This is a genomic window from Photorhabdus sp. RM96S (assembly GCF_042879335.1).
Classification (GTDB): Bacteria; Pseudomonadota; Gammaproteobacteria; order Enterobacterales; family Enterobacteriaceae; genus Photorhabdus; species Photorhabdus kayaii.
Genome location: NZ_JBHFKT010000003.1, coordinates 37,470 through 60,561, shown reverse-complemented (window position 1 = coordinate 60,561; position 23,092 = coordinate 37,470). Strand labels below are relative to the sequence as shown.

Annotated in this window: 17 protein-coding genes; 16 read left to right on the top strand and 1 reads right to left on the bottom strand. The window is 41.4% G+C overall.

What is annotated here, in order from left to right:
* Positions 1-439: 439 nt before the first annotated feature.
* Entirely contained in the window at positions 440-2,227 is a 1,788-nt protein-coding gene (locus ACGF49_RS02460) for a Hint domain-containing protein (RefSeq protein ID WP_387489470.1), read from the bottom strand.
* Between the two features lie 686 nt (positions 2,228-2,913).
* Between ACGF49_RS02460 and ACGF49_RS02455 the strand changes: the two genes are divergently transcribed.
* The 16 genes from ACGF49_RS02455 (at position 2,914) to ACGF49_RS02380 (ending at position 23,074) form a co-directional block, all read left to right on the top strand.
* Positions 2,914-3,363 (top strand): phage tail protein, encoded by a 450-nt coding sequence (locus ACGF49_RS02455; protein ID WP_040152829.1) that lies wholly within the window; start codon positions 2,914-2,916, stop codon positions 3,361-3,363.
* 14 nt (positions 3,364-3,377) lie between these two features.
* Positions 3,378-4,442: a phage tail sheath family protein gene (locus ACGF49_RS02450; protein WP_387489466.1), complete on the top strand. Its 1,065-nt coding sequence runs from the start codon at positions 3,378-3,380 to the stop codon at positions 4,440-4,442.
* Positions 4,443-4,453: 11 nt separating this feature from the next.
* Entirely contained in the window at positions 4,454-5,845 is a 1,392-nt protein-coding gene (locus tag ACGF49_RS02445; protein WP_387489462.1) for a phage tail sheath family protein, read from the top strand.
* A gap of 54 nt (positions 5,846-5,899) precedes the next feature.
* Positions 5,900-7,078 carry a phage tail sheath family protein gene (locus ACGF49_RS02440; protein WP_387489459.1) on the top strand — a complete coding sequence of 393 codons (1,179 nt, stop codon included), beginning with the start codon at positions 5,900-5,902 and terminating at the stop codon, positions 7,076-7,078.
* A gap of 13 nt (positions 7,079-7,091) precedes the next feature.
* Positions 7,092-7,550: a phage tail protein gene (locus tag ACGF49_RS02435; RefSeq protein ID WP_387489456.1), complete on the top strand. Its 459-nt coding sequence runs from the start codon at positions 7,092-7,094 to the stop codon at positions 7,548-7,550.
* Positions 7,547-7,726: a DUF5908 family protein gene (locus tag ACGF49_RS02430; protein WP_011146007.1), complete on the top strand. Its 180-nt coding sequence runs from the start codon at positions 7,547-7,549 to the stop codon at positions 7,724-7,726. Before ACGF49_RS02435 ends, ACGF49_RS02430 begins: the two co-directional genes overlap by 4 nt.
* On the top strand, positions 7,713-8,396 hold the full coding sequence (locus tag ACGF49_RS02425; protein WP_387489453.1) for a hypothetical protein: 684 nt from the start codon (positions 7,713-7,715) through the stop codon (positions 8,394-8,396). Before ACGF49_RS02430 ends, ACGF49_RS02425 begins: the two co-directional genes overlap by 14 nt.
* Entirely contained in the window at positions 8,393-9,994 is a 1,602-nt protein-coding gene (locus ACGF49_RS02420) for a phage baseplate assembly protein V (protein ID WP_387489451.1), read from the top strand. The genes ACGF49_RS02425 and ACGF49_RS02420 overlap by 4 nt, the downstream gene beginning before the upstream one ends.
* A gap of 300 nt (positions 9,995-10,294) precedes the next feature.
* Positions 10,295-10,726, top strand: coding sequence for a GPW/gp25 family protein (locus ACGF49_RS02415; protein WP_387489597.1), 432 nt, complete (start codon positions 10,295-10,297; stop codon positions 10,724-10,726).
* Positions 10,723-11,139: a hypothetical protein gene (locus tag ACGF49_RS02410; RefSeq protein WP_011146003.1), complete on the top strand. Its 417-nt coding sequence runs from the start codon at positions 10,723-10,725 to the stop codon at positions 11,137-11,139. The genes ACGF49_RS02415 and ACGF49_RS02410 overlap by 4 nt, the downstream gene beginning before the upstream one ends.
* Before the next feature lie 43 nt (positions 11,140-11,182).
* On the top strand, positions 11,183-13,897 hold the full coding sequence (locus tag ACGF49_RS02405; RefSeq protein ID WP_387489448.1) for a hypothetical protein: 2,715 nt from the start codon (positions 11,183-11,185) through the stop codon (positions 13,895-13,897).
* Positions 13,890-16,832 (top strand): hypothetical protein, encoded by a 2,943-nt coding sequence (locus tag ACGF49_RS02400; RefSeq protein WP_387489446.1) that lies wholly within the window; start codon positions 13,890-13,892, stop codon positions 16,830-16,832. The genes ACGF49_RS02405 and ACGF49_RS02400 overlap by 8 nt, the downstream gene beginning before the upstream one ends.
* Positions 16,833-17,071: 239 nt before the next feature.
* A complete protein-coding gene (locus tag ACGF49_RS02395; RefSeq protein ID WP_387489443.1) occupies positions 17,072-18,334 on the top strand; it encodes a tail fiber protein in 1,263 nt (420 codons plus the stop codon).
* Between the two features lie 63 nt (positions 18,335-18,397).
* Positions 18,398-20,056, top strand: coding sequence for a contractile injection system tape measure protein (locus ACGF49_RS02390; RefSeq protein WP_387489440.1), 1,659 nt, complete (start codon positions 18,398-18,400; stop codon positions 20,054-20,056).
* Between the two features lie 9 nt (positions 20,057-20,065).
* Complete coding sequence (locus tag ACGF49_RS02385; protein ID WP_387489437.1) at positions 20,066-22,147, top strand: ATP-binding protein; 2,082 nt, start codon at positions 20,066-20,068, stop codon at positions 22,145-22,147.
* 24 nt (positions 22,148-22,171) lie between these two features.
* Positions 22,172-23,074, top strand: coding sequence for a DUF4255 domain-containing protein (locus ACGF49_RS02380; RefSeq protein WP_387489434.1), 903 nt, complete (start codon positions 22,172-22,174; stop codon positions 23,072-23,074).
* Positions 23,075-23,092: the final 18 nt, after the last annotated feature.

Below are 23,092 nucleotides of genomic sequence, written 5' to 3'. Positions count from 1 at the left end.
TACAGCTCATTAAAAAGTCAATGGATTTCATTCTGTCAATTAGCAGCAAATGACAATAAATAAGAATTATTTATATATAAAATTAGATTGTTGTTAAGACTTACTGTTGTACTGAGCCTGTCACAGATCACATTTTCGTAAAAATGGGGCATACAACAGTGCTCAACTCTGAATATTCTTTGTTGAAGAAAAACGCCTTGCATTAACCAAGGTTTTTTAAATGCCGACAGAGAATTTTTGCTCGCTATTTATTGAGAAAGGAATAGGGAATTTAAGCTTAAATGGAACGAAATAAACTCTAAACCGATATCTTAAATCGGAGGGTGTGGTTCTTTGACTGACCATTTATTATTCAGCAAAACTATAAGTAAAAAACCACCTCCATTAGGAGGTGGCGCAGTTTAATACTGACAATTAAAATTACAGTCTCTTAAAAATATCAATTTTCTATCGATACCTTTCTTTGCAGATTATTATCACCGACTAAAATGCCACCAGCAAAAAGCAAAGCATCTTCAGGTAACAATTCACTTTTATCATCTGTTTTTTCTAACACGAAATTATATACGTTTAATGGATCTGTGTTTCTCAATTTAACTGAGCTAAGGGTAGTTTGACCATCACGTGTATATATAGTATCACCGATCTTAAGTTCATCGGCTTTGACTATTCCTCGTAATGTTGCAACAGGATGCGTTGGCGTCAATGAAACTTTTTCACCGTTATTATAAATTAAATCAACAAATTCAGTATCGTGACCTACAATACGGCTTTTCACTTGTAATACACCGCCTTGCTTTGTTAAAACGCTATCGCCTGAACGTATATCTTCAACCTTCTTCTTAGAACCATCGGCCATATCTATTAATGTACCTTCAGCAATACAACCATATTGGATGTTAATGGGTGGGTAAATGAATTGTAAATCAGACGGAGTACTTCCGTCCCTATTAGTATAAGTGAATGGAATAAAAGATGCTTCCTTATCAGACTTATCAGGAGTTGTGAGAATATTAGCCTGTAAATCCAATACATACCTCTCGTTATTCTTCCAGCATTTTTCCCCAAAATCAGCGTAACCTGAGCCTTTGGAGAAATCCCATGTCAATCTTTTACCGCTTTCATCAACCGTCACATGTTCCCAAAATATATTTTCATCAATTTCTCTTGCTTTACATCCACCACCAGTATCAAGGCCAACCAGCGTCAACTCTGCGCTTATTGGTAATCTCTTGGTTCCCTTAGGCTTTCTATTCTCATCAATCAGGATATAGTCATCGAATTCAACACTGCCAATGATTTCCATGTTGATATGTGTATTACTATATGGTATCTCTGGCGTCATTGGACCATAATCGCAAGCATCGGGAGCTCCGTGTTCAGGATTTGCTCTATTTAAGCAAACGATTATAGGGCGTATATGCTGCAAATACTCCTTATAACCGGGGTCCGTGTTACATATCTTCTTTTTTACATAATCAGGTGCATTAGGTGACGTGTTACACATCTCTTTTGGAGCATCGTCGAAATCAAGTATATTTGATTTCATGATAATTGGCCCGTCACTGATACTTATTCCATTTATTTTTCCCTGATATGTTGCAACAGCGATAACAGAATATTGATTAGGATTATTAATACCATCAAGTATATCTTCTCCAGGAACGGCTTCTGTTGTATGGCTCCGTACTACCTTACCCTCTATACTGCTTGAACCTGATGCGATTACCTGTCTAGATTTTTTATCTTTATCAAGTGCAAAAACCACAAGTGAGTCTTGGAACGATGAAGGAACGGAAGAGTCAGGATAGTAAAGAGAATTAAAAACTGTAGCTGAAATTGATTTATAACCTTTAGAAGGTATGATTACAGGCTGCCCGAAAAAATTTTCCGGATCTTTATTCGAGCGATGTATTTCAAGCGATTTCCCACTCTTAATCAGTGCATGTTGCTTTGCTTTTATCGTCTCAATATCTTTAAAAACATCAGGATACTTCTGTTCAGTAATACCACTGTAGCGTAACAGTGCTATATACCCCTTTTTATGAGATGGAATAGTTAGATTGATCACTTTAGGTTTATTATTTACCTTAATGCTATCTAAAAGTTCAGATACAGCCTTATAATCATCTATAGATAACGTATCCAGTTTCGTATCAGCAAGGCATGAAATTATAGGGGTGAGCAGTATGGTAAAAAAAATAAATATTCTTTTGTATAGAGTCATAATTTTTCCTATGAAGTAATAAAAATTTCTTAAGTCAGAAACATTACACAAACATTATTTACAAATCGCTATTTGTTGAACTTTAAACTGATAGGTAACTATTAACATTATCTTGAAATTATTAATTAAAGGGAAAGCATATTAAAACCAAAACCACATATATAATTAATAGTCACTTGTAATAAAATATCAAGATTTTTATATTTTCTTTCCTTGTGAAAAATTTTTCTCATAAATATCTACTGGGCTGTGTACTCAAACATTGGGTAAGTGTTATTAACTTTAAGCACAGCAGATATCCCAATAAAAGTTTACTCCAGATAATTAACTCATCATAAACTTCTTCCTTCATAGTGAAATAAAAAAGTCACAGGTACTTAATATCACTCACCGTTTTCAATAATCAGACTTAATCTATTCCAAACTAAAATAATGAAAAACTTGCTATGAACATATAAAAATGTCGGTTCTGTAACATTATTAAAAAATCCATCTTGAATCACTTTATTAATTAATGATAAGAATAAAATAAAAATTATTTCCACAAATCAAAAAATATCCATCATGAATAATAACCTTTAAAAATCATGTTGCTGCGGTAGCCATATCCATATTTTCAGTGCTAGTAAAAAAACGATAGAGCTTTTCTTAGATTTTAAACATCAATAACTAATAAAGGAAGAATCATGGCTATAAATTCAGAACAAATCGCTGTTGAATATCCCATTCCTACTTATCGGTTTGTTGTTTCAGTCGGTGACGAACAAATCCCATTTAACAACGTTTCCGGGCTTGATGTTCATTATGATGTCATCGAATATAAAGATGGCATCGGTAATTACTATAAAATGCCGGGCCAACGTCAATCTATCAATATTACCCTGCGTAAGGGGGTCTTCCCTGGCGACACCAAACTGTTTGACTGGATTAATTCTATTCAACTTAATCAAGTTGAGAAGAAAGATATTGCAATTAGCCTGACCAATGAAGCTGGCACCGAAATCTTAATGACCTGGAACGTGGCTAATGCATTCCCAACGTCATTCACCTCCCCCTCTTTTGATGCCACCAGCAATGAAATCGCTGTTCAGGAAATAGCACTGACAGCAGATCGTGTAACCATTCAAGCAGCTTAATAAGGAGAGATTTTATGACCACAATAACAACCTACCCCGGTGTTTATATTGAAGAAGACGCTTCGCTGTCACTCTCCGTTAGTTCCAGTGCAACAGCAGTGCCTGTTTTTGCTGTCGCAGGTGACAATCCATTAATATCAGGCAAGCCCTATATTCGCATTAGTAACTGGCTGGAATATCTGACACTAAAAAATAAACAATTTGATCCTGCCAATACACTTGATATCTCACTGCACGCTTATTTTATTAACGGTGGTGGATATTGCTATCTGGTCCAAACCACAGATTTAGAAAAACAAGTTCCAAAGCTGGATGATGTCACATTGCTGGTTGCTGCCGGAGAGAATATTACTACTGCTGTAAGTACACTTTGCAAACCGGGCAAAGGTTTATTTGCTATTTTTGATGGTCCTACCACAGAGTTAAAATCCGATGGCACATCCAACAGCGATTATGACCAAAATCCTTTTGCTGCCGTTTACTACCCCTGGTTAACCGCCGATTGGACGACTACTATCGATATTCCCCCAAGTGCTGCTATTGCTGGTGTCTATTGCTCTGTCGATAGCACCCGTGGCGTGTGGAAAGCACCGGCTAACGTGGCTATTCAAGGTGGATTACAACCTAAATATCCGGTAACCGATGACCTGCAAGCACAATACAACCAAGGTAAAGCACTAAATATGATCCGCACCTTTCCTAAGAGCGGCACACTGGTATGGGGCGCTCGTACTCTTGAGGACAAAGATAACTGGCGTTATATCCCGGTTCGACGCCTGTTTAACAGCGCGGAACGGGACATTAAAAACGCCATGAGCTTCGCGGTCTTTGAACCCAACAGCCAACCGACTTGGGAACGAGTACGCAGTGCCATCAATAACTATCTATATAGTCTGTGGCAACAAGGTGGTTTAGCGGGAAATAAACCAGATGACGCTTACTTTGTTCAAATTGGCAAAGGTATCACCATGACCGATGACGATATCAACCAGGGAAAAATGATCATCAAAATCGGTATGGCAGCAGTTCGTCCAGCAGAGTTCATTATCTTGCAGTTTACACAGAACACCGCTCAATAATTGGAGGCAACATGCCAACAATACCAACTTATCCTGGTGTCTATATTGAAGAAGATGCGTCATTAAACCTTTCTGTTAGTCAGGGGAACACGGCAATACCCGTTTTTATTGGCGATTTTTCACCCCAAAAAACCAACCTAATATCACAAGTAACACGCGTTAATAGCTGGCTGGATTTTACTAATCTGTTCAATGCGGGTTGTATTACATCAATCGCAATTAAACCAACAAAACCGGCTTCAACGCCTGCCCCAACTCTTTTCGAGAGCGTTAAAGGCAATACAGCAGTCGTTGCTACTCCCGATATCTCTGTTGATGCAGGCAATAAAGATCCCGCTTACATTTACGAGGTGAAAACAGTTAACTACACGACCAGTAGTGATGCCCTAAAACTTTATTTCCAAAATGGTGGCGGGCCTTGTTATATCCTGCCACGACCAAGTAAGTTAACAGATGGATTTCTGGAATCAATCCCTGAATTAATTGAACAGGCTTTAGAAATTACACTGATAGTCTACCTTAAAGACAGTGATTATAACCAGAAAGCAATATATGGCAGCCTCACCTCTTTATTAAATGCCGGCTATTTCCTTATCGCTGACAACAAGGATAAAAACACTGCACTCATTACTGAAGTAACATCACAAACCGCGACGTATTATCCGGCGGTTAAAGTCTCACAACTTATTCAAGCAGAAGATAGCCAGATAGCAGTATCAGGTTATGAAGATACAAAAACAAAACCCGATGAAGTCAAAAACCTGGCGCAACTCAAAGAGAAAAACCCAACTGTCTACCAACAAGTGGTTCAAGCAATACAGGACAAAATGGCCTCCAGCGACAACACCATTCCTGTCAGTGCAGTCATGGCGGGAGTCTACTGCGCTACGGATGCCAGCCGTGGCGTCTGGAAAGCCCCGGCGAATATTGCACTTAACGGGATTAGTGATGTGGCCGAACGGCTTACTGATGATGAACAAGGGGAGATGAATTCTAAAGGCATCAACGCTATTCGCTATTTCAGCCACAAAGGTTTTGTCGTGTGGGGCGCACGTACTCTGCAAGATGATGACAACTGGCGCTACATTCCAGTTCGGCGTTTATTTAATGCGGCAGAACGGGATATCAAGCAAGCAATGCGATTTGCCGTCTTTGAGCCTAACAGCCAACCCACTTGGGAACGAGTCCGGTCAGCCATTGACAACTATCTCCATCAACTTTGGCAGCAAGGAGCGTTAGCGGGGAACAAACCACAAGAAGCCTATTTTGTCCAGATTGGTAAAGATATCACCATGTCCGACGACGACATTAAACAAGGGAAAATGGTTGTCAAAATTGGCATGGCGGCAGTGCGCCCGGCTGAATTTATTATCCTTCAGTTTTCACAAAATGTAGCACAGTAACTGTGCCGGGACGCGGTTAAACGCCGCGTCTATTCAGTCGTTAAGGAGATGATAATGGAGATAACACAGCCGAGCGTCACCATCACAGAAAATCTGATATTCCCAAAGCAAAATGACTCGTTTATCGGTATACCGGTTTTTATCGGTTATACCTCATCGCCGGTCGATAAAACCGCTATCAAGCTCCACAGCCTGGCCGATTTCGCCCGGTCATTTCCTGAGTCAGGATTAATGTACTATTCCGTGCGCCATTTCTTTGAAAACGGCGGTCAGCAAGCTTATGTGCTGTCACTGGGTACGGAGCAACAATTAAGCGATTTTTCGTCATTAATCACTGCGCTGCAACAAGCGTGGCTGGCACAAACGATTGCCGCAGAGAACGACATTACCCTGATTATCACCCCAGATGTTATCCGCTTTGATCAGACAGAAATCTCCGATACTCAACGCGATCTCTGGTTACAACTTTGGCAATCGGTGCTCAATCTTTGCAAGAGCCGGCGCGGTATCATGGGGTTATTGGATGCCCCAGACGATCCCACATTAGCCGCTAAGTGTTTACAACAGTTTTCTTCCGCTGATCGACAATGGGGCGTCGTATACTGGCCGCTGCTAAAAAGTGCCTATCAGGATAATACACAAAACCCTATCGTGCTTTCACCAACCGCCGCAGTGGCTGCCGTCATCCAGCGTAACGATAACCAACAAGGCGTCTGGACCGCACCGGCCAACATCGCGTTAAGCAAAGTGATCAGCCCGGTACGCGCTTATATTGAAGCGAATGCCCTGTTTAACCCGGATGGCGCCTCACTGAATCTGGTCCGCAGCTTTCCCGGCAAAGGCATCAGGATCTGGGGATGCCGAACGTTGGAAAATACCCACGACTCCCCCTGGCGTTATATTCAGACCCGCCGTCTGGTTTCCTATATCGAAGCTTATATGACTCAACTTGGCCGAGCCTTCGTCTTTGAACCCAACAACGCTATCACCTGGATGAAATTCAAAGGTCAAGCCCACAACTGGCTACGTCAGTTATGGCTAAAGGGTGGGCTACGGGGCACCCAAGAAGATCAAGCATTTGAAGTATTACTGGGCGTTGACGAATCAATGAGAGAAGCGGATCTGCGGGCCGGAAAGATGATCATCAAGATCAGACTGGCCGTGTTAATTCCGGCGGAATTCATTGAGCTGAATCTGACATTTGATACTCGTACCGGTACCATACCTAGCTAAACAGGGGCAAAATATGCATAACCTCTATACCCCGTCAGTATCACACCGTTTTATCGCCAGTTTTCTGTTTAACAATATCCCTAGCCCACTGGATATTGCCTTTCAGCGGATATCGGGCCTGAGCCGCGAACTGCAAACGACCCAATACAGTCAAGGTGGAGAAAACGCCAGAAATGTCTGGCTGGCCGAAAAAATCCAGCATGGCAGTCTGCATCTGGAACGCGGCGTCATGACGGTGACACCACTCACTCTGATGTTTGATCGCGTCCTGCGCGGCGAAAAAACGGTTTATGCCGATGTCGTCATCATGCTGCTGAATGAAAATTCAGTCCCCGTGGCAAGCTGGACGCTAAGTAACGCCCTGCCGGTTCGTTGGTCCACCGGCGACTTTGATGCCAATAGCAATGCCGTCTTGGTGAATTCCCTAGAATTACGTTATCAGGATATGCGCTGGTTAGGAGTGAAAGTATGACTGTCGAAATTAAAGAATTGATTATTCAGGCAAAAGTTACCGATTCCGCAAGTGACTTATTGTCCCCGCGAACATTAGCCCAGGAGGCGCTGGATAATGCCCGTCTGATTGAGATGGTAAAACAGGAGGTGTTAGACGCATTGCGTGAAGCAGGAGGCCGTTATGAGCTTAATTGAACGCGGCTTGTCCAAACTCACCCTGACTGCCTTCAAAGACCGGGAAGGGAAAATTTCCGTGGGAAGTTTACAGGCGATGTATAACCCCAATGCCATTCAACTCGATTATCAAACCCATTATCAACAGGATAAAAGTGTTAACCATACCAGAAAAAGTAGTCACTATGTGTCATCGCCACCGGCTGGCTTGTCATTAGTCCTGCTGTTTGATGCTTCCATGCCAGGCAATAATATCCCAGTAGAAACACAACTGACGACCCTGAAAGCCTTATGCGCCATTGATGCCAGCACCCATGTGCCCCACTTCCTGAAAATCAAATGGGGCAAAATGCGCTGGGAAAACAAAGGCTATTTCGCTGGCCGGGCCAGTGGCCTTACCATTAATTACACCCTGTTTGACCGGGACGCCACCCCACTGCGAGCCAGTGCCACTTTATCTTTGGTTGCAGACGAAAGCTTTGTTATTCAGGCCACTGAGCAGCAGTTAAAATCACCACCGGTCACCGCAGTCAGTGTGACAGATATGCTCACCCTGCCGTTGATTGCCTTAGGCGCTGGCGCTTCTCTGGCAAGCGGCATTGATTATCTCTCCCTTGCCTGGCAAAACGATCTGGATAATCTTGATGACTTCACCCCAGGGCAAACACTGCAAGCACAGGAGAAGGCATGAAAATACCTGAGATAACCATCAAGATAAGCGGCAAAACCCTCAATCAATTTACTGCTATCAACCTGACAGTAAACCACTACATCAATGGTATTCCCTCGGTTAACATCACCCTGGGTATCGCCGGCGATGCTAACTATATTTTTGATGCCAAAGCACAGGCTGAACTGGCAAACTGCCGCCCCAATAATGAACTTATTGTACAGATCCAAAAAACCATATTGTTTAAAGGGATCATTGTTCGGCAAGCACTTAAGTTCAAAGGCCAGGACAGCCTGATGACCTTGACGGCAAAACATCCATTGCAAAAATTAACAGATGGCCTCCACTCACAGCTATTCAGCAAACAAAGTGATGAAGCGATTATCAAGAAGCTATTCAGTCAGGCCGGTATACAAACGACGATAAAACAGGCCCCTCAGCTCAAAACCGTGCATGAGCAAATGGTGCAATTTCGCTGTAATGACTGGACATTCTTAAAAAGCCGACTTATCGCCACTAATACCTGGCTGCTGCCCGGCAATGAAGTCGTTACACTGATAACACCTAAAGCGCTGAATCAATCAACTGTACATACGATCCGTCAGAGCACCAACGATCAGGACATTGTACTGTTTGAAGCAAACTTGCAATGGGATAACCAGCGCAGCCCCAAAACGGTGAGTGTACAGTCCTGGGACATTACCCAACAAAAACTGTCTCAGACAATTCAGGTGAAGAATAGTGGGCTTGGCAGTAATAAACTAGCGGTAGACAGCATAACTACACTGACCAATAAAGACTGGCAATGGGTTTTTAACTATCCACTGGATAATGAGCAAGCTAAATATCTTGCTCAAGGCATTATGGATAACCTGCGAAGTGATAACGTCTCCGGTAGTTTTGAAGTCGAAGGTGATAGCCGCTATCAGCCGGGTGATGTCCTCGCGCTGAATGGCTTTGGTCAGGGGATGGATGGTCAAGGGATTATCACCGGCGTGAGCCAGATAATTAATCAGCGGCAAGGCTGGCGTACCCGGTTAACCTTAGGTATGCCGCCAGATGCAGAACAGGCAGTTCCTCCGGTTAAAGAGTTGCATGTTGGTATTGTTGAAAAATACCAACCAGACAGACAGTCACTGGGACGTATTCCGGTCAAGATACCGGCGTTAAACTTAACCAACAGTGTACTTTTTGCCCGCCTGGGTAAGCCTTATGCCAGCCATGAAAGCGGATTTTGCTTCTACCCTGAACCAGGAGATGAGGTGATTATCGGTTTCTTTGAATGCGATCCGCGCTTCCCGGTGATATTAGGCTCCATGCACAACCCGAAAAATAAAGCTCCGGTAGAACCCAGTGAAAAAAACCCAATGAAAACCTTAGTCATCAAACAAGGAGATCATCAACAGGCCTTAGTGTTCAATAATCAAGATAAAACTGTCGCGCTCAATAGCGGAAAAAACACATTATCTCTGCAACAAGATAAAGATATCACGCTTAATTCAGCTAACAACCTCATCACCAATGCTCAGGAAATTAAAATACAGGCCGAAAAATCCCTGTCCGCCTCAGGAAAATCGGGGGTAGATATTAAAGGAGCAAAGATTAACTTAACACAATAATAAGGCAATGAAATGACAAACAAAATATTAGCCGATATTTATGGTCGGGGCTGGGCATTTCCGCCACAGTTTTTTATAGGTGAACGTATTCCTTATGAAGATTATAGTAGTGATCTGAATAAATATCTGAGTGAAAAAAAAATCGAAGCTGAACAGATAGTGAAAATCCAAGCTTGTATAAAAGAGAGTGTAATGTGCTACGACTTCCACGCAAAAATCACATCTACTCAGGTAAGTAAGCAAACAAATTTACCTAATCCCCTGAATATATTGGTTACCTATACCTTAGGAGACAGCGAAATCAGCCAAAAAATTCAAGGTGTCCTTCGTGTTAGCCAAGATGATCCGCCACAGTTTTCTATAAAAGACAACTCTCGGACTGGCATAGCAATAGCAGAAGGCACCCAAAATGTTCTCCAGAGTATAAATATTCTTTTTCTGACGGAACCCGGTGAACGAATTATGCGTGAAGACTACGGCTGTGGTCTGAATGATTACCTGTTTGCCAATATCAGTGATGAATTGATGGCAGACATTCAAACCCATATTGAAGAACGGGTATTACGCTATGAACCACGCGCAGAAATTACCTCGATTCAAGTGAGCCAGAGAACAAACTTGCCCAGCACTCTACATGTTCAGGTTACCTATGCGTTGAGAGGCAGCGACATCAACCAACAGATTGAAGGCGTCCTTGAGGTTAATGAAGGCCGGGTACAGGTGAGCTTATGAGTAAACAACTGGTGATTGATGGCGACAACCTGCTATTCGAACCATTGTTTGGCAACCGGCAAGTCACAATTCTGGGACCTGCGACCATTCGAGGCAGCGGACACGCCAAAATCCAAGGCAAAAAAATCGTTATTGTGGGTGACGAAAAAAAAGTACAGCTTCAAGCGCAATATATTACCCCTAGCCATCCGATACCTGGCATGGGCATAGTCACCATTGCCCAGTTAGACGCGAACCAGCAGGTAAACTTTTGTCGTACTCCCGCCACAGCAATTGTTGTCGGGCAACAATTTATCGCCCGTTTTACCCCGACCCAACCTGCTAATAATCCGTCAACTGGCCCAGATGTGACAACGCCGAGTATGGGCAAAGGCCGCTTTATTGCCAGCCAATATGCAGTCAGTGCCGGATAAATAACCTCTTCAACCCTATTTTTAAATAACAGGTGGAATAAATATGGGACAAGCCGAGTTAGATAATAAATTCTCTGCTATTGTGCCAGATACTGTATTTAAACTTGATGAAAGAAGTACACTGGATATTTTAAACTGGCTTAAAGCTTATGCTGAAAAAATCCCTTTCGATCAAGATAAAAATCAATTCTGGAATAGTTTCTATTTTATTCAGGAAAATACTCCTGAAGAATTAGAGGATATTTACCAACATGCTAATAAAGCAGATGGCCTTTTACCGCCACATCAAGCTTTTGTTTTTGCTTTTTTAAAGTTATTAGAAACATCCAACCGATTATTAAATACCTTCCCGGCCCGACACCGCGATCTTTATTACCGGGAATTACTGGGACTAAGCCCCAGAAAAGCCCAAGCGGATAGCGTTGCTTTAGGCATTACCTTAAATACAGATAACGCAGAATATCTTATCCCTAAAGGAACCCTGTTTGATGCCGGGCAGGATAGCGTCGGCAACCCATTACAATATACATCAGAAACAGATTTACTAGCGAATCAAGGGGAACTGACCGACCTGCGTTGGTATCGGAAAGATAAAGATAAGGATAGCTGGCAATCGACAATACCTCTTAGCCTCTCAGATAACATTGCATTACCTGAAAATGGTATTCAACTTTTTAGCCCGACAGCCAATGATGTGGCGGTGCTATCCGGTTATCTGATTACATCATCTTTATTTTCTATGCCCGAAGGAGAACGTCATATCACATTGACGCTGGAAAACGATTGGGAAGGTCAAACTGAACATCTCACCGCTAAAATCAGTACAGGAGATCACTGGTTATCGTTGTCGGTAAATCCTAATCGTCCTAACAAAAACACTATTGAGCTTGGATTATCATCCACTGATGATCCTATCAGCCCGCCAGATAATCTTGATGGCATGACATTCGACATACCGGTATTAAAACTAGGCACTACTCAGAAACCCATGTTGCCCAAAATTATCGGTATTGAAATCAAGATTAACGGCAACCATAGTGTGCGCTATGCCTCTGATGGTGGTATCGAACAGACGGATACCACCAGCTTCCCCTTCGGTCAATCACCATCACTGGGTTCTGGTTTTAATCTGGTTGCCCCAGAATGGTATGGCACTGAAAACGCAACATTAACGATGACTCCTCAATGGGTTGGCTTACCGACAAGCAGTTTTTCAACATGGTATAAAGGGTACACCCCTGAACCTGATAATAGTGCGTTTAAAGTTCAGGGCTATTTAGTCACACCTCAGGAAAGAGAACAGCTCACTGGCACCTCATCGTTATTTGGCGGAACCGATGCACCACAAGGACAAAGCCTGAGTTTTACCTTACCGGCAATGGACTACGCTGTGACTGATAGCCCATCCCCCAATGACTGGCCTGCATCAGTGCGTATAGAATTGGCTGAGCAGGATTTTATGCACACCCAATACTGGCAAGATCCGACCGGTAAAAATTTACCCTATACCCCACAAATCAGTGAGTTACAAATCACATTCAGCGCTAAAGTAAAAACTGAGCAATACTCGGTTTATCCCCTGACGCCTTTTGGTTGGGCAAACACAAACGCCCCCCCCCCTTCATTCACTAACGACGCACTCTATTTGGGTTTCACTAATGTGTTACCGGGACAAACTTTATCGCTATATTGGCAGTTAGAGGGCTTTAAAGCGCTCAACTTATCCTGGTTTTATCTCAATCAGAGCAACACTTGGGGTTCATTGGATCAGCTAGTTGACGACCAGACCCATAACCTGTTTGACCAAGGTACCTGGCGCACACTACTGCCACAGGACGCGTCAAATCAGGCAACTCTGATGCCAACAGGACGATACTGGCTGAAAGCAGAAATAACCCATCAGGCTGAATCTCAGGATTACCCAAAAATTAAAGGCATACTGTACAACTCCACCACAGCTACCTTAATCAATGCAGAACTCGTTGAAACTGACCACTTTATCACCGGATTGGCCACCGGCAGTATTAAACAACCGGTCAATGCATTAGTTGCTATCGATAGTATCAATCAGCCTTGGGTATCCTGGAACGGCCGCCCGGAAGAGACAGAACAAGCCTTTCTGACACGGGTTTCTGCCCGGTTGTCCCACCGTAACCGGGTACTGAGCTGGGATAACATTGTCACTTTATTGAAAGAACAATTCGTCAGCTTATTTGATGTTAAATCCCCTTCTGCCAGTGAGTTAACTAAAATCCCGGCACAGAAAGAACAACAACTGATTGCGATCCCCGACAGTCGCTACAAAGATAACGATGATGCGCTACGCCCGATCCTGAACCCGGCCCGACTGGCGGAAATGGCCGACTGGATAAGCCAACTCAGTAGCCCTTGGACCACCCTCAAAATCGACAACCCCACCTACGTTGACGTGCTGATCAGCTATCAACTGGTGTTTGTCACAGGGGTTAATCCCGACTACGGCCGTCATCAGTTACAGCAGGAACTCAGCCGAAAATATATGCCGTGGGCGGAAGATAGCGCTATCGGCGTCACAACCGGTAATCGCATTGATTACTACCCACTATTAGCCACGATTCAGCAGTCACCTTTAGTTGAACGAGTCACCAACTTAACGTTGAAAAAATCGTCCCAAACCGCAGGAGCAGTCGGCGACAGTGTAGAAGCTGCTGATAATGAAGTACTGATTTTGGTTTGGTCAGAAAAGAGTTCCACTAATAAAGGAGCAGACAGTGAATAATCAAGACGCCCTGTTTCCCATCGTTAAAGACGATATCGCCTTTGAGACCTTACTCACTCAAGCTAAGACGGTCATTGAGCAACAGTCTGGGCAACTCTGGAGCAATACCGAAGAAAATGATCCCGGTATTACCTTATTAGAAGCCTGTTGTTACGGCACATCTGATCTCGCCTATCGCCATTCGCTACCCCTGCGCGATTTGCTTACCCCCGAAAAACAAGAGCAGACACTGGGTGATGGCATTTTTCCACAGGAATTCGGCCCACAACAAATGCTGACCTGTGGCCCAATTACTGCGGAAGATTATCGCCGCGCCTTATTGGATTTACACTTGCTTGATTGGTGCAATAATGACGACGAAAGAATTAAGAAAATAAAGAGAATCTATCAAATAGAAAAGACCGATAAGATAAAAACCGAAGATTATTTTTTCTTTAATGATATCCAATTGATTCGTGAACCTGAAAATGAACGTTATCAGTACTGGTATAACAAAGAAAGCCGTGAATACAGTTTTATTCAAGAACAAGAACAAGATCAAGAACGGCTAACACTAAGAGGAAACTATTGGCTTTATTTACTCCCCAGCAGGAAAACTCAGATCGATAATAAGCTAGCTCAGGAAAAGCTCAATGATTTCCTAAACGATAACCGTAATCTGGGGGAATCCGTCAGTAAAATTATCTGGCTGCAACCCGTAGATTTCTTATTGCAGCTTGATATTGAACTTGATGATGATGTCAGTGATGTTGCTGATATATTTGCCCAAATTTATATGACAACGGAACAAATGGTGCTTACAAGCCCATTACGCTATAGCACCCAAGCCATGATTGAACAGGGTTACAGTAATGAAGATATATTTGAAGGCCCTTATTTACATCACGGCTGGATACCCGAATTACCGGCGGCTAAAGATTACATCAAGCCGACAGAATTAAGGCTCAGCCATCTGGCTAATCGTTTACTGGCTATTCCCGGAGTACAAAGTATTACCCGATTGGCATTAGGCGAGCATGATAAAAACATTTCTCCGTTGGCGGACGATAGTTGGTCCTGGACAATCGCTCAAGGATACTATCCCAGGCTATGGGGTAACGATCCTTTAGACTTAATTTCCTCATCATCAGCATCAGCAAGCCCACTCACTATTACCGCCAAAGGCGGAGTAAAAGTCACTGTTTCTAAACAAGATATAGAGAACAAAATCATTGCAGAACCCTTGATTGAAACACAGCCCGAATTACTAAACTGGGGCAAACATCGTAAAGTCCTGGATTACTATCCAGTCAGCAATAAGTTACCTGCCTGCTATGGATTACAGACCTACGCGGAGACTCAACAACAAGTGCACTTGCACCAATTTATGTTGCCTTTTGAGCAAATGCTGGCTAATGGCTGTGCTGAACTCGCTCTCTTGCCGAAACTGTTAGCATTTAAACAACGGGGAAATACGGTATACGGTACACAATGGCCTTTTAAAGCGAATACTGTCGGTCAGCAAGTCCATCAGGAAATCATGCCCGATTTAATCAAACAACTAAATAATGATTCCCAAATTAACAGTGATGACGGTATCCATTCACAAAATTACACAAAAGAACTATCAATCCTGAATTACTTATTGGAATATTTTGGTACCCATCGTGCGGCCAGACCACTCACTCTGGATTCACTGGATTTTCTCTCTACTCAACGTGGCTATTTGGCACAGCAACCCGAATTAACCTATCAACGTAATAATATCCGTATTGATCAAGTGTCAGCACTACACAAACGGATTGCCGCCCGTATTGGTCTGGGAGGAGAATGTTTCAAAGAAAAACCCAACTTGGCTAATCTACCTTTCTATCTAATTGAACATCGTCAGCTATTACCGATAAAACCTGACACGAAATTCGACAAGGAGCAAAAACCCGATAAGCTGAAAATAAAAAGCGTACCCAATTCTAAAAACCATCAATTAATCATTATCCAAAATGGGACAACGGGCCGGCTATTGCATGGTCAGGTCATTAACTTGATTATTATTGAGGGTGACAGAGAATTTACACTACGAGCCCAAATGATCACCCATATTATCGGAGACACCTTTTTTCTTGACACCCGTAATAGCACTGATCTAGAGCGTAATTTAGACCGCGTGAAAACCGCGTTTGAACAAGGTAATTTACGCTGGTGTAATAGCCCGGTATGGATGGAAGATATGGATTATCAACTGGTTTATGCCAGTGAGATATATCAAACGGGAACAGAAGATGAACGCTGGATTACCTCCAGCCCCCAAAGTCCCTTCCCTGCCATGATCGAAGAAAATGATGAAATTACACTGAAATATGTAATTACCCCATCCGGGCCGAAGAAATCTGATCATGAACTCAAGGCAAACGTCATTAAATTTGATCGTATTCAAGGCAAGATATTAATTAAACTAATTAAACTCACCCAGGACTCACAGGATAATTTTCCATTAGCGGCAGACGCCTGGCGCTATCGTTGGTATTTCTCCAGCGAAAAATATGCTTTAGCCGATCGCTTTTCATTTGTAGTCAGTATGGTGATTAATAGCCAACTCGTTAAAAATGACGACGTTGATCCTTACAAATTGGAATCTTGGGCGAAAACCGAAATTTTGGCTGAATTTCCCGCTCATCTTTCCATGATTATCCACTGGCTGTCACCGGAAGATTTTAAAGATTTTGTCAGTACCTATCAGCGCTGGCAAAATAATGGCGCTCCCTTAGGGGACGAGGCATACCATGTTTTAGAAACTTTAACCCTGGGAAGATTACCTTCTGCCGCAACAGGTATTGGTAATATGAGAATTGCTACCGCACAGCAACGTATTGATGTGGTTGGTGAATCTGGAAAGGAATGGAACGAAAACGTAATAGAAAATGATCAGTTGTTATATGTACCTTATATTGAAAAGTAATTCAATATTAGAAAAGCTCTTAACGAAAATATATTAGTCGAAAATTATCCATTAAGATTTCGGAATGATAAAGATAGGATTAATTTATCGATGGACAAGAATAAAATTAATTTAGCATTATAAAAACACTTACTTATTATTGATTTAAATACTTCTTCTCATTGTTTGTTAATTACACGATGATAATGAAATAATATTTAAAATAAAATAATTCGATACTATTATACAAGGTAATGAAAATGAAAAACAAAAATTTTTTACCCAATACAGAATCTAATATATTAAATAGCAAGATTGAACCAATAGGTTCTTCAACAAATGATTTAAAAACTCGTTTTAAAGAAGGCAGTATTCCATTACAGACCGATTATGCCGACCTGATTGATATTGCGGATATTGGCCGCCGGGCTGTAGGCAAAGCACCAGATCAAACTAATAATCCAAATTCAGCGTTGGAACTGGATGACAACTCTGGGCTAAAAATAAAAATTAACTCCACCGGCGGTTTAAAAGCAGATCAAGACGGATTAAGTGTAAAACTTAAGGATAAAAGCTTATTAGCTGACCCTAACGGATTAGCAGTCAATGCCGGTAGAGGGGTAAAAATTAATAACGATCAGCTTGAAGTCGATGGTTATCATGGTATTGAAATAGTTAACGAAGGTGTAAAAGTTAAAGCAAGTAATGGGATTAATGTTAATAGCGATGGTGTTTCAGTTAAAGCGGGTAATGGCATTTCTGTTAGTGGAAAGGGAGTGGAAGTTAAGGCTAAAGATAAAGGTAGTATTTCCGTTGATTCGGATGGTATAGCTGTTAAGTATTGGGATGGTGGAGGTATTGTAGCAACTGATAATTCCGGTCTCTATTTGAAATTAGAAGGGGGAAATACAAACAATGGTTGGAGTGGTGTAAGTGGTTTGAGCCTGAGTAAAAATGGTGTAAAAGTCAAAGCGGGTAACGGTATCACGGTTGATTCAAGCGGCGTCAGTATTGATCCCAAAACAGTACTCCCTAAAGGAATGATTGTGATGTTTTCTGGTAGTAGTGCTCCTACAGGCTGGGCATTATGTGATGGAACTCAGGGCACGCCGAACTTGATTGACCGCTTCATTATTGGAGGTAAAAACGATGAAGTGGGTAAAACAGGCGGGCAAGGTTTAACAGGGAGTGGAAGTAATAAAATGTATACTGTTAAAACGAGTAACGTTTCTGCTGGTAACATAACGGTAAATATTTCTGGAACAGCTTTAGAAGCAAAACATATCCCCCCCCATGCACACTTTGTGCAGTATACATGGAAGACAGGTGGTGGACAGGGTCACACCGTATATTCTGTCGCAAATGCAGGACAACAAGATATATTCAGAAACCCGCTTACCGATGCTTTTGGTAACCAGGCTGAAAAGCATACACATACCAGCACTGCCACTCAGGGAGCGCATGATCATACTATAAATAGCCTACCAGCGTATTATATTCTTGCTTTTATTATGAAACTTTAATTCGGCTCAACACAGACAAACTTAAACCATCTATTATTCGATAATTACCAAGGATATATTTATATGACTTCGGAGCCAAATCTGTTAAATCGGATTACCATTACTATTGAGGCTAACAATCAGCAGGTAGCTAAGAAAGTATTGCATGGCTCCCGGCTTAATCAGGCCAGTATAAATAAATTACTCAATTCATACTTTGATGAATATAACATTTATCAGGATATCTCTTTAGAGAAATTAACTCTAGACCTTGGTGAAATAAGTTTCCATGACTTTAACTCATTATTCCCTGCTCGCCTCAAGGTTAAGCTGAATAAAGCACTTAGTCAATATCAGATAAATAACCATCAGGAAGAAATTCTACTGAATAAGCCAACATCCAATAAACTTATTAATAAGACCTCTTTATCCAGTGACAATAATTTAATTGATGCAGAGAGTTTTATTCATTTCTTATATCAAAAAGATTTGCAACTCAATCCAATGGAGGTAACAACCGATAATAAAAATAGCGATATCAAGATTAAGAAATTAATAAATCAATTAACACGAATAGACAACAAATCAGCATTACTATTAGCAAAAAGCTGTTTATCTGAACATAGCCTGCAACGGCTTTTAACTATCAAACAACCCGCTTTATTGAGCGCCATCAACCGCAGATTATCCGAAAACATAAATAAACCACAACACCAGGAGGCGCTTGCCTCCTCCGGGCAACTGATACTCAATGCACTGGAATATATACAGCGACATAATGCACAGGAACTAGTTAAACCCGATGCAAAAATCATCTCGCGTATTACAACTGAGCTCAATAACGGTACACTTAATGCCGCGTCTGTTATTACATTATTTCGCCAGGCTATGACCGACAATATCCCATTAAATAGTTGGCTAAAACAACTCTGGCAAACAGTTGCTATTTCACAGCTTTGCCAACAGCACCTGTCGGTTGAAGAACACCAATATCTATTGGAATGCTTTATACCAAACCACACGGATAAAAATAGATCTGAGATAAAACCCTTCATGGGTGGCGATAACTCTTCAAACGCTCAGAAATATCAACATCCGACAAATCAAAAAGTAATTGCCGAAGATCCGCAAGCATTATCAATATCAGATAACCCATCGGTTATTAGAGAAAATAACCTCAACCCACTTCAAACCATCAACAAACCACACTCTGAACAGACTTTATTACCTGAACACCCTTTTCCACGCCCAGTAAATAATGCCGGGATATTAATTCTGTGGCCGATGCTACCCGCACTGTTTAATCAACTTAGCCTGCTTGAAGCACAGAAATTTATCCATCATCAGGCTCAGTTCAATGCCGTTGATTTACTTGACTACCTGATTTGGGGAACCGAAGGGAGACCAGCGGAAAGAAAAGTACTGAATAACGTTTTGTGTGGATTAATGGCCGACGAAATGATTGAATTAACTCCTGTTGAGCCGGAAAAACAATTGATAATAGATCAATGGCTGGATGCCGTTATCAGCCAACTTCCTGCCTGGAAAAAATTAAGCCGTAATGATGTCCGCCAACTGTTTTTACAACGACCGGGTGAATTACTGGCAGACGAGCAAGAAATCAAAATCTCCATCCAGCATCAGCCATTTGATGCGCTGTTGGCTGATTGGCCGTGGCCATTAAATATCGCCAAACTTCCCTGGCTGGATCGCCCTTTAAAGATTGACTGGAAAAATATTTAGAAGGTTTATATGGATTACCCGCTGATAAATAACCACGATATAACGGCAAAATCACACTGGATTTATCCCCATTTAGAACGTATCGATTTGCGGTTACAGCATTACTATTACCAAAAATGTGATAAATACGATTCCTTACCGGAAAGTTTTTTACTCGCAGAAGATAAATTAGAACAACGTCTGGCAAGACCACAGGGCATTCCCCATTGGCTAACTAAACCAGATGATATTATCAGCCACCCAGCAGCAAAGGAAAATACTGCCCTTGATGCATTATCATTATTGGTAGAACGTTTTGAACTGACTGAATTTGAACGTGATGTTTTACTATTAGGTTTATTACCCCATTTTGACAGTCGTTATCATGCACTATTTGCTGCTCTCAATGGTAACAGTAAAAAACAGTGGCCGAGTTTTGCCTTAGCGATTGAATTATTTAGCCAATGTCAAAGTGATCGACAATTACTGCAAAACAGTTTTTTACCGCAAACACCATTAATCAACAACCAACTACTACGGCTTAATAATCAAGAAGAACCAATCTGGTTACAAACACAATTTTTAACTCATAACTCGGTATGGCATTTTTTATTGGGACAACGAGTTATTCTACCGCCATTAATAACCTGTGCTAATTGGCATACTCCAGCCTCACATAATTGGTATCCGCAAACTCTTTATCATTCATTTAAGAAAATATTATTGAATGACACCAACGAAATACAGCCATTAATCATACTCAGAGGAAAACAGGACAGCGCCAGAGAATTAGCGGTCAGTAATATTATAGCATCTCATGGTATTCATACCTTAATTCTTGATTTAGCTCGCCTGCCCGACGAAGAAAATAGTGTCACAATACCCATACTGGCAGATACAATACGAGAAATCCGCTTGCATGATGCCTGTTTATTAATCCGCAATTTTTCTTTACTTGCAGAGGAAAAAAAAAGATTACACCATGAGTTATCTATTTTATTGAATCAGCCGAAATTAAAAGTAGTTTGTCTGGCAGAACCGGGAGATGCATTAGTCTGGATTAAGCATTTGCCAATAGTACAAATTGATATGCCAGCAGCAACGTTGGAAGATAGAAAAACAATGCTAAAAGCAAGTTTACCGGCTAATGTCATCCAAGGAATCAATATTACTCAGCTCTGTCAACGTTTCTCTTTTACAGCGGAAATATTACCGCTCATTGTTGAAGAAGCACATCAATACCAAATGATCCGGCAACCAGAAGGCCAACTGAAAGAAACTGATTTACGTAAGGCATTAAGTTTCCGCGCTCAACAAAATTTCGGTAAATTAGCCCAACGAATCACCCCAAAACGCAGCTTTAACGATTTAGTGGTTTCAGATACGTTAGCGCAACAGTTAAAAGAGATCGTCGCAGCCATTAATTACCGTGACCAAATTCTAAACGCTGGCTTTCAGGAAAAAATCAGTTATGGTACCGGTATTAGTGCACTATTTTACGGTGAATCAGGTACGGGTAAAACCATGGCCGCAGAGGTGATTGCCAATAATCTTGGTGTTGATCTGATTAAAGTCGATCTCTCTACCGTGGTGAATAAATACATCGGTGAAACGGAAAAAAATATCTCCCGTATTTTCGATCTGGCCGAAGCCGATTCCGGGGTACTGTTTTTCGATGAAGCCGATGCTTTATTTGGCAAACGCGGTGAAACTAAAGATGCCCAAGACAGACATGCCAATATTGAAGTTTCTTATCTGCTACAACGACTAGAAAATTATCCGGGATTAGTGATTTTAGCCACCAATAACCGTAGCCACCTTGACAGCGCGTTTAATCGCCGCTTTACTTTTATTACTCGTTTTACTTACCCTGATGAAACATTACGTAAAAAAATGTGGCAAAAAATCTGGCCGGAACAATTGACACTATCCAATGAAATTGACTTTTCCCATCTGGCTAAACGGGCTGATTTAACCGGGGCTAATATCAGGAATATTGCTTTATTGTCATCAATATTATCAGCAGATGATAACTGTCAACAAATCGAAAATAAACATATAGAACGAGCCGTGATACTTGAATTAAATAAAACGGGACGGCTAGCTTTTTAAAAACTTAGTAGAATTGGAGTCAACATGACAATCATAATTGCTTCTGATAACGCGATTATCGAAATTAATCAAGCATTAAATACCATTTTATCTCAATATTTAAATATTACTGGTCAGAATATTGATATTCGTTTTGATCTACCCGAAATTAATTCCATTCAATCAGAACCGACGGTCAGTGTATTTCTTTATGAGATACATGAGGATCTACAATTACGTGCTGCTGAATCAAGGCGTTATAACCCGGCAACCAGTTCATTATTACCGGGATGGGTCAATATCAATTGTAACTATTTAATTACCTACTGGGATGCCAGTAAGCCCTCCAGTGACAGCTCCAGCCCAGACAGCCAACCCAATAATCAAGCGGCACAAGTGATGACACGGGTTTTAAATGCATTAATCAATAATCGCCAATTAACTGGCATTCCCGGTGCTTATACCCGGGTTATTCCCCAACAGGAAAATTTAAACAGTCTGGGTAATTTCTGGCAAGCTCTCGGTAATCGTCCTCGCCTCTCTTTATTATACTCCATTACCGTTCCGATGAAGCTTAAAAATATTGAGGAAAATGTAATCCCAGTCAGTGAAATATATCCTACTGTAGATCAAAAACCAAGTCTGGATAATTCACAAATCACCGAAGCTTTGGCAAATAAATTGTATGCTGATTTAGGTGGTACAGAAGATACTCGTCTTGCCCTTACTAAAGTGGATCTAATAACAGAGCCAGATACAGAAAATAATGGAAGTCAGAAAAATGAAAGTGTTATTCTTAAAGTTTCTGGTATTACTCGTTCAGAGTATTTACCTAAAATAAAAGATATTCTTTCAAAATGGGTAAATAGTAAAAAAGCTGTTGTAAAGGTAAATGGTATAGGAATCATTATCACTAAAGAAAATTCTGATAATTTAATTGTAATTTGAAATTATTATTTTAATTGA

Excerpts from the sequence above, each read along its gene's own strand:
- ACGF49_RS02460 (WP_387489470.1), bottom strand. The coding sequence starts at position 2,227 with ATGACTCTATACAAAAGAATATTTATTTTTTTTACCATACTGCTCACC.
- ACGF49_RS02455 (WP_040152829.1), top strand. The coding sequence starts at position 2,914 with ATGGCTATAAATTCAGAACAAATCGCTGTTGAATATCCCATTCCTACT.
- ACGF49_RS02450 (WP_387489466.1), top strand. The coding sequence starts at position 3,378 with ATGACCACAATAACAACCTACCCCGGTGTTTATATTGAAGAAGACGCT.
- ACGF49_RS02445 (WP_387489462.1), top strand. The coding sequence starts at position 4,454 with ATGCCAACAATACCAACTTATCCTGGTGTCTATATTGAAGAAGATGCG.
- ACGF49_RS02440 (WP_387489459.1), top strand. The coding sequence starts at position 5,900 with ATGGAGATAACACAGCCGAGCGTCACCATCACAGAAAATCTGATATTC.
- ACGF49_RS02435 (WP_387489456.1), top strand. The coding sequence starts at position 7,092 with ATGCATAACCTCTATACCCCGTCAGTATCACACCGTTTTATCGCCAGT.
- ACGF49_RS02430 (WP_011146007.1), top strand. The coding sequence starts at position 7,547 with ATGACTGTCGAAATTAAAGAATTGATTATTCAGGCAAAAGTTACCGAT.
- ACGF49_RS02425 (WP_387489453.1), top strand. The coding sequence starts at position 7,713 with ATGAGCTTAATTGAACGCGGCTTGTCCAAACTCACCCTGACTGCCTTC.
- ACGF49_RS02420 (WP_387489451.1), top strand. The coding sequence starts at position 8,393 with ATGAAAATACCTGAGATAACCATCAAGATAAGCGGCAAAACCCTCAAT.
- ACGF49_RS02410 (WP_011146003.1), top strand. The coding sequence starts at position 10,723 with ATGAGTAAACAACTGGTGATTGATGGCGACAACCTGCTATTCGAACCA.
- ACGF49_RS02405 (WP_387489448.1), top strand. The coding sequence starts at position 11,183 with ATGGGACAAGCCGAGTTAGATAATAAATTCTCTGCTATTGTGCCAGAT.
- ACGF49_RS02395 (WP_387489443.1), top strand. The coding sequence starts at position 17,072 with ATGAAAAACAAAAATTTTTTACCCAATACAGAATCTAATATATTAAAT.
- ACGF49_RS02390 (WP_387489440.1), top strand. The coding sequence starts at position 18,398 with ATGACTTCGGAGCCAAATCTGTTAAATCGGATTACCATTACTATTGAG.
- ACGF49_RS02385 (WP_387489437.1), top strand. The coding sequence starts at position 20,066 with ATGGATTACCCGCTGATAAATAACCACGATATAACGGCAAAATCACAC.
- ACGF49_RS02380 (WP_387489434.1), top strand. The coding sequence starts at position 22,172 with ATGACAATCATAATTGCTTCTGATAACGCGATTATCGAAATTAATCAA.